The organism is Nonlabens agnitus (assembly GCF_002994045.1).
Lineage (GTDB): Bacteria > Bacteroidota > Bacteroidia > Flavobacteriales > Flavobacteriaceae > Nonlabens > Nonlabens agnitus.
This window is the reverse complement of the sequence record NZ_MQUC01000003.1, coordinates 274,032-288,038: the sequence shown is the minus strand read 5'-3', so window position 1 is coordinate 288,038 and position 14,007 is coordinate 274,032. Positions and strand designations below refer to the sequence as shown.

Sequence of the window (14,007 nt, the reverse complement as noted above, 5' to 3'; positions counted from 1 at the left end):
TATGAACACCTTATACACAAAGTTATCAAACATTTTGTCGATTATATCCTCTCAATCTCATACCGATACCTGAACACACTCGTCCTGGTCACTCGATACTTACCGATAATCGTCTCCCAACCTAGCGCTACTTTCACGCCTAAATCACGAAAGGTAGATCGACCGATGTTTTCTGTGCGACCCATTTTTACCAGTTCGTTGATTATGTCCTCATCGGTGGGTTTTTTCTTGGGTTTTGGGGCTGGTGCGTCTTCCATTACTTTTTCAAATGCAACTTGCTTTTCCTTGAGCTCTTCGGTAATCTCGTTGTGTTCTAGCTGATCTGCATATTCTTCATCGATGTCTTCTAAAATTTCTAGGTCTAGGGCTTCTAGCTCGTCGATAAGCGCATCTTTATCACAAACTGAAACTTTGTCAAGCAAGGCGTGCATACGGTCAAAGATTTCTATTTTCTCTTGAATGGGCTGTAGTAGTAGTTTCGTAGCAAGTCCGTTGCGTTTCAGGAAAATTTGGTGTTCTATCTTTTTCATAATTAGGCAGGTATTGGGATGAGTTCTTGTTTTTCGGTAAGCGCACCTTCAATAATGTAAGAAAGTGCTGCGGTGGCGAGCGATGTGGCGATAATGATGCCGGTAGTTTTAAGCAATTCTGCTCCTTTGGGAACCTGTAGCTTAAATTTCTCATTTTCAGAGTTCTTTCCCAGATTGTAATAGATGAGCGCTTCAGCAAAACCTATGGCAAGGCCCGCACTCGTAATGATCAATACTTTCTTGTTCATAGCTATTTTTTGGCTTTTTCCTCCATTTTGTCAAATTTTTCCCTGATGGCTACCACACCTTTTTCAGTGGTAACGGTGTTCATCCTATAGGCGTTCATTATCCCACGATGGGCGCGTAGCAATACCTTTTCGGCCTCTTTCTGTACGGTCACATTATCTTTCAATTTTGCAGGGATCAAGTTGGCAATCGAAATAAAATGACCTTTGATCATGGTGTGACGCATGGGCTTGGGTTTCTTAGGCTCGTTTTTGCGTTTCTCCTCATTAAACTTGCGGATTTTTGCCCGACATAGTTTAATGTCACTCGTCATTTTGTCCAGCTCCTTTTTGACTGTTTTAGACGGTGCTTTCTTTTTGGAAGGCTTTGGCTCTTTTACAATGGCATCTGGCGCAAGGCGCTCTACCATTGAGAATACTTTTTCTATATTCTCCTTAGCGATTTCTTCAAAGGCTTTTTTGTCTGAAGTCTCTTCATAATCGGCAAGCAATTCTTTGACTGCGGTTTGCAAGGCATCTGGTTGTATGGCGCTCAACTTGAGCTTTTGTAATTTTTCTATGGTCATATTGTGGTTTTAGGCGGCAATTAATAATTCAAGTTCCAGTAGTGATAAGGCTCTGGCACGTTCTTTTTCTTGTATGCGTATGGTTTCTTGAGAAGATGCAGGCTTTTTGTTGGCGGCATTTTTTGGCTTTCGTTTTACATCATTGTTTTTATGCCCCACACCAAATTCTTCAAAACGCCCTAAATCTTCTTTGCTCTCAATCAGCGCTTCGGTTTCTGTGTCTCGGTCTAGGCCGTACACTTCCTTATAGGCTTTGAAGCGTTTTTTAGCTTCAGCTTTTGATAATAATTTCCATTGAAAACCATCACTCATCGTGTAGATCTCTCCGGTGTTTGATTTTTCATCGGGATATAGCATTTCAAATAAAAGCTCGTCTGCTTCCTGCGCTTTCAGGTCACTTTTTGTAAAGTTATCTGACGCCTGTTTTATCACTTCCCAAGCTTTTACGGGATCTAGCTCGCTGCCCGTTAGTGCTACGATTTCATCCTGATTTTTTATGGCCAGCGCCTTCAGTTCGGCTTTGGAAATATCTTTGGTTTTATACATATCTATAATTTATGATCTATGGCATATAATTGATGGTACAGCGGTTCTAGCGACCAGACAAATTCATTTGCTTCCTCTTGATCTGCATAGTGTACAGAGCACATTTGCGGTGTCCCATCCGTTTGGAAACACTCATAGCGATACTGCTGTATAGGATTATCTTCATTAGAAATATCAATACTCGTCCATCGAAGTATTAGTGTGTTTTTACGCTTTCGCGAAAGCATAATTTCAAAATCTCTACATTGTTCAGCACAGGCTTTATTAATGGCAATCGCTCTGTCCATTATGGAGTCAATCACGCTCTGTTTGAGTACCTTTTTATCCATCAGACAGCGAGTTGGGTTTTATAGTTTTCTATGATTTGGGTCACTTCTTTGACGGCGGTTTCCATCGCGTAGCTTTGTTCAAAAACGAAGCCTTTTGAGTTGATCGCTTTCGCGAAAGCGGTACCCATTTGCGTAGTAATACTGCCAAGACCGGATGGAATGGTCAAGCCAAAATAGTTGCTCAACGCCACCAAGCTCTTGAACCCACGAAATCGAAAATAACGCGGATCACTACTAATCAATAATAGCTGATTCTTATCCAGTTTATCCTGAAATCGCTTCACGCGCACGCAAGCCATCGCCACCTGATTGCTAAATGAAGTGCCCAACATCACGTTAACCTCTACCGAAATGCCACGAAGCTCCAGAAACTCCACAAGCTCAGCACAGGCAAGACCAACGTAAAGCAGTTGATCGCCCTGAACGTTTGCATTTCCGCCAGCCATAATGAAGAGTTGCATCGCAGGATAGGACATCTGTTTGTCCCGAAAATAGGCATAGACCGTCTTTACAGATGTGTTGATACTGTGATTGTCGAGCTCAATATTCATCTGGCTCACGGCGGTATTTACAGGTGTTCTGGTGTCTATGGGAAAGTTTTTAAACATTGCCATCGCAGCACGCTCAAATGAAAACACGCCCAGACCGCGATCGTTGTAAGTCATTTTAGGCTTAGGCAATGCAGCATCTTCTAAATAGTCCAGATACTTCGCAAGCCTGTCCTTTATTTGTGGCTGAATCTTTCTCACGAGTTCCATTCCAGAAAAGGTACGGTGCTCATTAAGTTCTTCAATATCTTTGGGCGTAGGATTGCCATACCATTCGGTACCAGAATTTAAGTTTTGGGTAGTGCTTTGCACCACATTATTCCACCGTGAGGCGTTTGTCTTGCTAAGTTGCTGTATCTCGTGATCTACAAACGCATTAAAGGCAAACACACTATCAAATAAGAGATAGTTGTATTTGCCGAGGGAACTTTGGGCGGTATGTTTTTGCGGTCGACTCACGTAATTCTTTTAAAAATAGAATTAGTGGCGTGAGTAGTTTGGGGATGGGATTGTAGTTTGGGACGTGGATTTTTTTGACTACTTAAGAATTAAATTATCTTGTGATGGATTTTAATAGTAAATATGGGTAAACTGACGGAAAATAGAGCCATCGAACTTCTAATGACTCACTTAGAAAATCAAGGTTATTCAATAGAAAGCTACTGCTTAGGACAATCAAGAGGTTATGACATTGTTGCTATACGCAACAACGAAAAACTTTTAATCGAAGTAAAAGGAGCTAAAGCTCACAAAGATTCCCCAACTAAAAGACGAGATTTTTTTAACTCAGGACAAATTAAGACTCATTTAGGAAAAGCTATTATTAAATGTCTGGAGACCAAAGTTTCTTATCCTGATGCAATTATCGCAATCGCGCATCCAGAAGATGAACAGATTAGAAAAGCAATAGGTGGTATTATACCTGAATTAAATAAGATAGGAATTATTCATTATTGGGTCAGTGCAGAAGGATCTGTCGAATTAGAAGCATAAAAAGTGATGACAGACAATACATTCCGTAACTCAATCAATAGGTTATTTAATTTTCTGAAGGAGAATAGAGATCACAATCATCTAGTCCAATCCAAATCTTATAATTCTTTTTTAATACCATTTGAATCTACTGAAGGTAAGGTCTACTCTTTGTTACATCATATAGCAAACACTCAAAGCCAACCTAATATCAATAAGCTTTCAGACTTCTTTCAAAGAATTTATTCAGAAAAAAGCAGACTCAATACCTTTCATTCTTTTGTAGAATTAATAGTCGACGAAGAGCTTGAGTCGAGTAACTATGAAAGTTTGTATCGAGCAATGATTACTCAAAGTGGATGGGGCAAAAAAACATCTGCCTTATTTACTAAAACAATCTATCACATTCATAGTGGCAAATACGATAGTACCTTTAAAATATGGGCTGATGCGCCAACAAGAATTGATGTCAATGAAAAAATATACCTTCCCGTTGATGCAGTTATTGAAGCCATATTTCACAAATTGAATCCTGAAATTAAATGGAACTTTGACAAAATCAACAAGTATCTGCAAAATCATACTCTTCAGAACAAATGGAAATTTGGGACGACTTATGGTTTTGGGGTTTTATATCCCAAAGAGGATCTGGTTTAAATCGTGGTTTTGTTTGGAATGAACAGAAGTATTGGGCTTTGTTAGAGACAGAAAAGGATGAGGAATCTGTAAAACTAATCAGGAATAAGACTATGAAATTCTTACTTCTATTAAAATAACTCGATTATGGAATTAAGTGAAGAAGAAATTCAAAAATTCTGGGAAGAAAAACTAGCAAATGAAGCATATTTCAGACGATTGAGTGCTGACGAAGTTGAGTACAAAAAAAAGGATAAATCCTTTTTTACAAATCTTAATATTCAATGGTGTACTGAGGTTTCTGAAATCGATACGGCTTTTTTATTTGAAGATCGAAAGTTTACTTTACTAGATGCCGATATATTCTTTGATGCTTATACAATTGTCAATATTAATATTGATAGGGTTTTAAATTTCCTATTTGATGATGCTTCTTTTATAGAGCGTCGATACTCTAAAACCAAATTATGGGATCAAACGGATAGAGAAAATTACAAATACACTAAACTTCTGAATTACATCAACGACGGTCAGGCACTTTGCCCTCCAATACTAAGTTATCGTAAGAATGAATTCAGTGATGGTAAATTAGTATTCAGTATAATAGATGGCAATCATCGTACAGCCTTTTCAAGATATATAGGTCTTCAAGAAATCAATTTTTTAATTCACAAAAATGATTGGAAGAATTTAAAATTACATCTTGAATAATTACCCAATCCGCCTCTTAAACTCTTTAATATATTCAGCCTTCATAACGCTACCTTTATACGAATTGAGAAACCCTTCCAGATTGACTTCAGTTTTGATATGTTCTGCTTTCTCGCGGTTCATTGTGATAAAGTAGCTTTCTAAGGCATCTTTCAAGGTTTTGCCGTTTGGCATCTTACGATAAGTCTTGCCAAACTCATCTTTCATTCCTGTTTCCCGTTTCATTTCAAGTTCGTAGGTACGTTCTAAGTTGAGCATTGTACGCAAGGTTATATTGTCTTAAGTATCATCATCGCCGGATTCTTTTCCTTCATAGCGTAAGATCGCTTTACGTATATCGATGCACATATTTACGACTGGCGCATACAACAGCTGTCGCTTCAAAGTCTTGTTAAAACCTATGCGATAAATAGAAGCGCTAAAACGATCGAGATATATAGCATCCAGCTTTTCATTACCTGTACAATTACCGCTTCCGCTTTTTCCATTCACGTCTCCTATAGCAATATTACTTTCAATGTCATAGATTAGACATGGTAATGCGATGTAATGAAACTAATGCCTTTAGGAGTTATGATATGACAAAATTTATATCTTAGCCCGTAGCGCAGCCTTAGCAGTGTTTAGGCGATCACTACTTGTTTTTTAGATGTGAGACTTGTGATCCGGCGGTATAAGAAAACGTGGGAGCTTAAATGGGAATATATTAAAAGCTTAATTTCTTTAATTGATGAACTCCTAGTAAGAAAAACTATGGACGATATGTACGATTCAATTAATTTTGAAAATATTTTAATTATTTACTTCAATGATCTATTTAGGAGGAAAATCAGACGTGAAAACTGACTTTGCGGAGAAAGCTGAAAATTGGCTCACTATTAGACTTAAAAAGAATGAAAGAAAAGATTCTAAAATCAATCAGAAGTTCAAAGACCTCTTTGCAAAAAGCACCACAGAAGAATTAATATCATGAAAACCTGATACGCTTTGTGAACTTAAAAAGACACTAAACAAGAAATACAGGCCTCCAAATAAAAGGATAATGAATTCTTTTGATTTTCAGGCCACTGAATTGTTTGTGAAAAGTGGATATAAAAATTGGTTCGTCGGTAAAAAATATAATTATTGGCTGGCTTAGGCACTTGATACTCATACGTGCACGTATTGCAACAGAGAATACATTTTCGCAGTTAAAAACTCAAAAGGAGGTAAATGAATGGTACCTCAGTTTGACCATTGGTTTCCTAAAAATTAGTTTCCTCTGTTTGCTAAAACTTTTTACAATTTAATTCCTTGAGGTGCACGCTGTAACGGTATTAAATCAGAAATAGTAATGAATTTAAAGGATTATTTTCATCCTTATTTAGATCTTGAAATTAAAAATTCGTATTATGTTAGGATATGGTTAAAAAGCATATCAGAACCAGAAGTATTCTTAAAAGCTAATTCTAATTTTTCTCGCAAAGGTTACAATACAGTCGATGCACTTAATTTGTCGATGATTAATAAAGAACATTCGTCAAGAGAATTAAAAGACTTATACGATTTGAGGAATAAATATTCGGAAAATTAGATGAACGTATTACTTAACAATATGTTCGCTGACTTGAAAATCACAAAAAAGAAAAATATATACTCATATTAGGAATCGAAACAGAAACTGAAGATTATACAAACGTATTATGAGCAAGTTCAAAAATGATATAGTCTCTTTCCTTCTCAAAGTCAGTTTATTGACCTGCCCAGTTCGCTTCACTAGATCTACTATTCACTTGCCTTTGATTACAGGACCGGTCACATGAATTTAGAAACCATGATAAATCAAGGTTGATCTCATTACTCAAGTGAACAGATTCTTTGCTGTTAATAGTGACAAAATATGGCTTTAAAACATTTTTATAAATGGTTCAACTAGTCATTCTATGATAGATTTTACCAAACTCATTTAAAACTTTTATCTATACAAGCAATGAATTTTCGATTATACCTATAAAATTATTCATGAAGTAAAATATAGTACCAGATAATATTAATTAAGCGTTTAGCTTAGGTCCGAAACGAAAATCGCCAGTTTTTAAAGGACAGACCAAGTTAAGCAGGGTGCCATGGGCGCTTCTGTTTATACTGTCTTTGGGTGTCTGGCGATACCTCGTTTCGGTGTACTTCAGTTAGCGCCTTTATCATTCAACAGCATGACACCGTTATTTAAGAAAGAAGATATCAGCTATCATCCAAATCGAAACGATTACAATATTGAAGTATCCGACAACTATTGGTTACTGAAAAAAATGAAATACTTGGTCCTTTCAATTTACTACAGGGGAATTAATAGATAAATACAAACTTTCAAGACATCAATTGCCGGCTATTGTGATGGAAACATCTTACGTCAACAGAAATATTAATTCTCAAGTTTGTAATCAAGGGTCATTTTAGAAGGCTCACACAAGAGCTGAAGCGAGAAACAATAGAATTGGTTCAGACAGAATATGGGATAGGAATATTTGTCAAAACTGTCGAGATTGAGTAGTGCAATTAGAAACAAAACATGCTTCCCGTGTTCTTCAGAATCATATAAACTGTATTCACAACAATATTGATCCTGTAGAACTTGGCTTGCAATTTTCTTATGAATGTATCCTTCTAAATATATATGCTGGTAATTCCATCACCTCCATTCTACCAAACACAAAAGATCTGCTGGGTCTAGATAACGCATTTGAACAGATGATTGAACATTTGAATGGTTTAGGATTAATCGAAGTAGAAAAAACTAGTTATGGCAGAATAACAAATCTTACAATTAAAGATCAAGGAGAACCTCCAATTAAATATTATTGTGAGGAATCAAAAGAGTACCCTCAAGCTTTTAAATGCCTCAATGCTCCTAGTGAAAACACGTTAGCTCGTTTTAAACATATTTCTAGTTTGAAAACGGTAGAAAAAACATCTAAAATTATGAGAAGAGAGCCACAAATGTCATCCGAAATTTTAGAATATATTTTGAAAAGCGACACCAACTCTGGGTCTAAAAAAGTGAAATACATGAACGTCGTAAGCTTCCCAGATAAGGTAGTTATTAATCCAAAAGAAAGTTATGTAATTACTGTAATCATGAGAAAAACGTGTTACATATCAGGATGATTCTGCTTTCGGATTACGAAAAATGACAGCTTAGTCTCATTAACGGTCATTGATAATCTAAATATCTTTCAAATTTTGAGGATAACCTCAAAACAAGTAGATTTTTGCGACCACCGGGAGAAAAAATTTGGTGCGTGTGGCCACATGCACACTACTTGCATACTCACACTCTATAACCAATCAACCACCACCCCTAAAATCAAGAAACCCAGCTAAACCATTTAAAAGCCGACCTTAATTTCAAAAAAAACAACTGAAGCACGAGTAATAAGGAATATCATGATTATGGCTAGAATCATAAACAATAGATGAGGTTGATGTTTCTGTTTATTTGAAAGCACTCATACTCGTAGTACTATTATAGTTTTATAAAATTATAAGTTTATATTCTTACAAGAATATTTATAAATAAATTTATGTATAAATAGATTTATTAGTTTCTATGTTTATTTATAAATAAATAGATAAATTTATTTATTGATATATATGTATATAAATAGACATACTTATTTATTGATAAATAAGTACACACTGAAGAGTTTATAAGTGTTATTCGAACCACAATAAATACACTAATAGGTATCAGGAGCTAATTCACAATTTTGCTCATACGCTATAATATTGATAAACGAACTGTAAAAGACCTACGACAATATCTCTATTGTTATTCTCTTTGATTTTAGAATTCTATCCTGTTAAGATTTAAATCTTAAAAAATACGGTGGCTAATCTCATAGCTAATCAAGCCGAGGTATAGCCATAAGTGTGTGTGTAGAATTGTCAGAATCTAAATATAGATCAGCATTACCGTGGTTTCATGCGAATAATGGTTTCTACGAAGCAAATAAGTTAGGAATACGAAGCGTACGAAGGCAAGGTGTAAGCCGCTTTAAGTAAATGATTTAAAAATCCCGTGAAGTGTTTGTTTAATTCCGATTTAGGCTGATCTAGCCAACAACGGATTCCTAGCATCTTTATAAAAGGTTCAAATAAGCTGCCGTTTGATTAAAAGGGTTGAAGTACTATGTAACTAAAAATCTATAGTGCCTAGAACAAATTCCAAATTAATGATATGCATTTATCTATATAGTCACCCATGACAATAATTAAGGTCACACTTACGTAAAGAACTAAGGGAACAATACCTTTCTTTATGTGAGTATCAAAACTTTTTTGTATACTATTTGATTTTTTAATGTGAACTGATTGACGCTTTGTAACCTTTTGAATTTTATCATTTAGGTGATTTATATTTGTATTTACCTTACTGGCGTAAGCGTTGTGCTCAGATTTGCTAAGTAATTTATCTACCGTACTTTGATTCTTAATAATGGTATTAAGGAAATTTTGCATTTCTCCTAGCCTCTGTTCTAGATGGACTAATCTAATATCAACAGATTGTGAAGAAAGCATTTGCATTTCTTGTATCTCATTGAATTTTGATTCAAGATTATTCTTGGATATCAATTCTGCAACCTCGGTCAACTGATCTAAGATTACTTCTTGATTTAATTCTATATTAGACTGCTTTGACATAATTTATCGCTTATAACCTCTCTTTTTCTTTTTTTTCTTTTTTGGATTGTGGCTGTGATCAGGGTCTCCCGGATCCTCAATGTGATCACTGGCGACAAATCTTGATGTAGGATAGCTGGAGAAAGGATGCCCCATTTCATCATTTGGCGTCTCGTCTGTGCTAAGCGTAGGTGTATTTTCTGCCGCATCTGTTGACTCTGGATTGGGTTCGTCTACTGACACATCAGATGATAAGTTTTTAGAGTCGATATCAACATTCATCATTAAAGAATAGAACTCCTCATTCTGTTGAATATTTTCAACAGTCACTGTATTACCCTTAAAGGAAAAGGAAGCATTGACATCATTAAAAAACTTTCCTTTTTCAAAATCTACGATAACTCCATGCTTCGCAAATTCATCGACATATTCTTTTAGTCCTGTGATTTCGAGATTAGAAATTATTTGAAAATGTAATTTATTGATGTACTCCTTTGGTGATAATTTTTGTTGTTTCTCTTTATCACCTTTACTCTGGTGATGATTAGTGAAATTGTTTTCTGAATTATTTCTAGAAGACGCTGCATCCGCTTTTGATTTATGTCCATCACTCATTTTTGATCCTTCCTGATAGGTTTTATTGTTAGTTGAGTCTTTAATTTCAGTAGGAGTTATTATATTCTTTACAGTTCCTTCCTTTAAGTCCAAATCTATTGAGTTGAACAATACATTTAGTGATACTGGTCTATTGATCCTTAGCCTCTCAACAACCTTATTGATATTATTAGTAGCTGCCGTTGGATAGATGATCGCAAGGAGTTTGAAAAGGTCAACTTTTTCATTCACCTTTTCTGAAGTTATTCTCAAATAAGGCTGAACCATAGAAGTAGTAGCCATTTGCTCACTAAATCCAGAGACGCTTATCTTCACATCCTGACTTCTTAAAAGCACCACCAGTTGAGGCAAACTCTTAACATCATTGACCTTTAAAAAATCTTTTAAAAAGCCCTTTTCCTCGTTAATAGATGCCTTTTGTATATCCATTATTAGCGGTGATTTATCAATTATAGATGGTCGTTCTTGGCGATTCTTTATCCTCAAATCTTCAGCCTCTTGTTCATTAATCGCTGTTTGGCCCAGAATCTGTTGAAGTGCTCTATCAATTTCCTTGATTAACTGTAGTTGACTCTTTTCAATCGTTGAACTCTCAAGAATTGCCGGAAGCTCCTCATTTAATTGCTTTAAACTAAGTTGTGGATAAATCTTTCTGATCGTCTTATTGAAACTCATTTCCCTATGCCCTTCTCTGGCCTTGAAGCTATATTTTTGTGTATTGAATCTTAAAAAATTTACTTTACCGTTCTTCCCTATTACTATTTTAACGTCCACGTCTTTATGTTGGAAATAATGGATGTATTTCTCCAGAGTAGAGCAATTAGGATTCTCAATTATTGCGTGGTGATTCTGGTGAATTACTTTCCTAATGGTTTTGCTTTCCTTCTTGTTATTTTCAGATACTTCCTTAGCGCTGATCCAGCCAGGTTGGATCTGTTGAAGTGCTTTATCAATTTCCTTGATTAACTGTATTTGACTCTTTTCAGCTGTTGAATTCTTAAGAATTGTCGGAAGCTCTTCATATAATTGCTTTAAACTAAGTTGTGGATAAATCTTTCTGATCGTTTTATTGAAACCCATTTCCCTGTGCACTTCGCTAGCCTTGAAGCTAGATTTTTGAGTATTGAATCTTAAACCATTTACTTTACCGTTTTTCCCCATTACTATTTTAACGTCCACGTCTTTAAGTTGGAAATAATCGATGTATTTCTCCAGGGTAGAACAATTGGGATTCTCCGTTATAGTTTGGTGATTCTGGTATATTTCTTTTCTTATAGGTATACTTCCCTGCTTTTTATTTATAGATATTTCTTTTGCGCTGATCCAACCACGCTGCATGCTTAATTCATGAGCCACATCACCTGCGTTCTTACCTATTTTGAAATCATTATAAGCCTTACCGTCAAAATTTATTCTATTGTAATAAAGATGAACATGTCGATGTGATTTGTCTTTATGCAGAAAAGCGACGTGCTGATGTTGATCAAGTTTCATTGATGTACTGAAATCAGCTATCACCTGTTTCCAAACTTTATTAGTAACCTTTGCTTTATTATCAACCGACAAGGAAAGTATAACCGAGATTACATTCTTCTTACAATTTGAATTTAGCTTTTGGATCATTTCAAAATCCTGATGGAATTTGTTCACATCAGTACCTAGCAGCATGTGTTTAGAGACTATTTCTGCCTCTTTCTTTTGATCATTTGCATAATCAATGGCAACTTTGGCACTGCTTGTGGTACTAATTTTTGCGATCATTTTGGGAGTAGTTAAGGATCTTTAGACGAAACTCTTGGACTAATTCTCTTACTTCGTAGGATAGCCTTGGGTCTGATTTTTTATACATATTAGAAATACTCTGCCAGCGATTTGATTCAAGAAATAGTGATCGTATGAACTCATTTTCCTCACTTGTCTTTCTGATTGGAATCGGTCTGCTTTCCAGTAGCAAGCGTATATATTCGCTAAGATTGTATCCCATTTTCTCTGCCTTCAAGTTAAATCGCCTTTTCCCCAAGGGCTTAACTCTAACTTTGATTATTTCCGTCTTGTTTATAGATCTATACCTATTGGATTTTGCGCTTCTCATCGAATTCTTTTTTTGAATGAAGTTTGTTTATCAAATTGAAAACCAGATAAACTATCTTTTGTACTTCTTAGATTTCATTTCTGACATGGCTTTTTCAAAATCTTGATCTTTGACGAAAACTCTATCTCCTATTTTAAAGGCTTTTAATTTCCCTGACTTAATATAATTGCGCAAAGTTCCCACACATACCGGGTTGACCGCTGCGAGTTGTTGCAGAGATTTATGATCAGCTTGCCCCTTCTTATTTAGGGTAGCTCGGATTTTGGCATCAACAATTTCCTCTATTTTGGAAAACAATTGATCTGCAGAAAGATTTTCAATCCGCAGTTCTTTAATCTGAATGGTAGGTTTTGACATGGTATCGAATTTTTGATACCGCAATTTTACCACGCATTATTACTTGATTGAATTGTGAATGTCTTAGATATTTTTCTTAGAAGTCTTAGATATCGGTACTTTTTACGAAAAGTTTTCGACCTTTACGATTACCTCGCTTGCTATCTTTGACATACGACGAAACTTCTTCATGATCGTCTGATCTTCGTATTCATCCAGATGACTTATCGAATTCTTATTACCCAGCGCTGTACAAATTTTGTTATACTCTTGATACAAGCTTGTGTTTTCCTTTTTGTTATAATACTCTAAAAGTTTCTTTTGGAGATCCGTATAATTTTTGTAATCGGCCTTAATAGGATAGTTAAAATGTTGTACGTAAAAATACATTGCCAGCTCTGAAACAGTCAGGTGGTGTTGAGTAAGAACGCTGAATTCGGTCCACTGAGTTTTCTCTTTATCAGTGAGTTCCTTGAGAATTTTTTCATCTGCCAAGTCAGAATAGAGATGAGGATCTTTCTTGACATGTTGATTTACATAGTCTTTGGCTATCTCTCGTAAGCCATACTGATTTTTCAATACATACCCCCATGCGGCATAATTAAGTCCATGATAATATCCGTCTTTGGTGGCATATTTCGACGGGTCATCAATACTTCCAATTGGAAAATTGTTTTCTTGTAAACTTTGTGAAACGCTATTGTCAGAAAGTGGACCGCCCAGGTCTTCCCACCTATTGACAGTATAATCCCAAAGACTTTTAATTTTTTGATCATCAGTCAAAGCCATCGAAAAGATTTTTTCGATTTCGTATCCGACAAATTCCTCTATACCATGCTCAAAACCAACCCGGTATTTCTGATGATATTCTTCAAAGGCGTAAAAGTCATTATTTAATGCACCACATACATAATGGAAAAAGCTTGTTTTATAAGGAACACCTTTTATTACTATCCCATAAGATAAAACTTCGGTTTTTAAAAACTGCGGATTTCTATAAGTAAATATTTCAAACCTCATTTGTGCCGCTTGATAAACTCTAAATACGCAAGGATCTTTATGAATTTTAATTCGACCAAAATGATTTACTTTTTCATCACTACTATCCATTATGTTAATAGCAATTTGAAAATGATCTAACTCTTTTGGAACATCGTAATCTGATGGCTTTCCTGCATAAATATTCAGGATTTGATTTTGATAAATTATACTTAAATCCAAT

The 14,007-nt window shown here is 35.5% G+C and carries 17 protein-coding genes; 4 read left to right on the top strand and 13 right to left on the bottom strand.

What is annotated here, in order from left to right:
* Positions 1-41 precede the first annotated feature (41 nt).
* Genes BST86_RS01510 through BST86_RS01485 form a run of 6 tightly spaced genes read right to left on the bottom strand, consistent with a single transcriptional unit; the run spans position 42 to position 3,223 of the window.
* Positions 42-530 (bottom strand): hypothetical protein, encoded by a 489-nt coding sequence (locus BST86_RS01510; RefSeq protein WP_105981716.1) that lies wholly within the window; start codon positions 528-530, stop codon positions 42-44.
* 2 nt (positions 531-532) lie between these two features.
* Positions 533-778 (bottom strand): hypothetical protein, encoded by a 246-nt coding sequence (locus tag BST86_RS01505; RefSeq protein WP_105981715.1) that lies wholly within the window; start codon positions 776-778, stop codon positions 533-535.
* A gap of 2 nt (positions 779-780) precedes the next feature.
* Complete coding sequence (locus BST86_RS01500; RefSeq protein WP_105981714.1) at positions 781-1,341, bottom strand: hypothetical protein; 561 nt, start codon at positions 1,339-1,341, stop codon at positions 781-783.
* Positions 1,342-1,350: 9 nt separating this feature from the next.
* Positions 1,351-1,887: a hypothetical protein gene (locus BST86_RS14960; protein ID WP_197709258.1), complete on the bottom strand. Its 537-nt coding sequence runs from the start codon at positions 1,885-1,887 to the stop codon at positions 1,351-1,353.
* A gap of 2 nt (positions 1,888-1,889) precedes the next feature.
* Positions 1,890-2,216 carry a hypothetical protein gene (locus BST86_RS01490; protein ID WP_105981713.1) on the bottom strand — a complete coding sequence of 109 codons (327 nt, stop codon included), beginning with the start codon at positions 2,214-2,216 and terminating at the stop codon, positions 1,890-1,892.
* Positions 2,216-3,223, bottom strand: a complete 1,008-nt coding sequence (locus BST86_RS01485; RefSeq protein WP_105981712.1) for a DUF7192 family protein — start codon at positions 3,221-3,223, stop codon at positions 2,216-2,218. The genes BST86_RS01490 and BST86_RS01485 overlap by 1 nt, the downstream gene beginning before the upstream one ends.
* 123 nt (positions 3,224-3,346) lie before the next feature.
* Here BST86_RS01485 and BST86_RS01480 point away from each other — a divergent pair, with 123 nt between their 5' ends.
* From BST86_RS01480 to BST86_RS01470, 3 genes are all read left to right on the top strand, one after another.
* Entirely contained in the window at positions 3,347-3,757 is a 411-nt protein-coding gene (locus tag BST86_RS01480; protein ID WP_105981711.1) for a protein NO VEIN domain-containing protein, read from the top strand.
* A 6-nt stretch (positions 3,758-3,763) separates the two neighbouring features.
* Positions 3,764-4,393, top strand: a complete 630-nt coding sequence (locus BST86_RS01475) for a hypothetical protein (protein ID WP_105981710.1) — start codon at positions 3,764-3,766, stop codon at positions 4,391-4,393.
* A 126-nt stretch (positions 4,394-4,519) separates the two neighbouring features.
* Positions 4,520-5,083 (top strand): hypothetical protein, encoded by a 564-nt coding sequence (locus BST86_RS01470; RefSeq protein WP_105981709.1) that lies wholly within the window; start codon positions 4,520-4,522, stop codon positions 5,081-5,083.
* Here BST86_RS01470 and BST86_RS14990 read toward each other — a convergent pair whose 3' ends face one another.
* Together BST86_RS14990 and BST86_RS14985 are read right to left on the bottom strand one after the other, a co-directional pair.
* Positions 5,084-5,341, bottom strand: coding sequence for a hypothetical protein (locus BST86_RS14990; RefSeq protein ID WP_242446432.1), 258 nt, complete (start codon positions 5,339-5,341; stop codon positions 5,084-5,086).
* A 21-nt stretch (positions 5,342-5,362) separates the two neighbouring features.
* Positions 5,363-5,575 (bottom strand): hypothetical protein, encoded by a 213-nt coding sequence (locus BST86_RS14985; RefSeq protein ID WP_242446431.1) that lies wholly within the window; start codon positions 5,573-5,575, stop codon positions 5,363-5,365.
* 2,037 nt (positions 5,576-7,612) lie between these two features.
* Here BST86_RS14985 and BST86_RS01460 point away from each other — a divergent pair.
* The gene (locus tag BST86_RS01460) at positions 7,613-8,227 is read left to right on the top strand and encodes a hypothetical protein (RefSeq protein WP_105981708.1); all 615 of its coding nucleotides are present in this window, start codon (positions 7,613-7,615) and stop codon (positions 8,225-8,227) included.
* 1,047 nt (positions 8,228-9,274) lie between these two features.
* Here the strand turns inward: BST86_RS01460 and BST86_RS01455 are convergent.
* The 5 genes from BST86_RS01455 to BST86_RS01435 form a co-directional block, all read right to left on the bottom strand.
* Positions 9,275-9,763 carry a hypothetical protein gene (locus tag BST86_RS01455; RefSeq protein ID WP_105981707.1) on the bottom strand — a complete coding sequence of 163 codons (489 nt, stop codon included), beginning with the start codon at positions 9,761-9,763 and terminating at the stop codon, positions 9,275-9,277.
* A 3-nt stretch (positions 9,764-9,766) separates the two neighbouring features.
* On the bottom strand, positions 9,767-12,118 hold the full coding sequence (locus tag BST86_RS01450; protein ID WP_105981706.1) for a relaxase/mobilization nuclease domain-containing protein: 2,352 nt from the start codon (positions 12,116-12,118) through the stop codon (positions 9,767-9,769).
* Positions 12,102-12,449, bottom strand: a complete 348-nt coding sequence (locus tag BST86_RS15155) for a plasmid mobilization protein (protein WP_105981705.1) — start codon at positions 12,447-12,449, stop codon at positions 12,102-12,104. The genes BST86_RS01450 and BST86_RS15155 overlap by 17 nt, the downstream gene beginning before the upstream one ends.
* Before the next feature lie 51 nt (positions 12,450-12,500).
* A complete protein-coding gene (locus tag BST86_RS01440; protein WP_105981704.1) occupies positions 12,501-12,806 on the bottom strand; it encodes a helix-turn-helix domain-containing protein in 306 nt (101 codons plus the stop codon).
* Positions 12,807-12,908: 102 nt separating this feature from the next.
* Positions 12,909-14,006 (bottom strand): hypothetical protein, encoded by a 1,098-nt coding sequence (locus BST86_RS01435; RefSeq protein WP_105981703.1) that lies wholly within the window; start codon positions 14,004-14,006, stop codon positions 12,909-12,911.
* Position 14,007 lies beyond the last annotated feature (1 nt).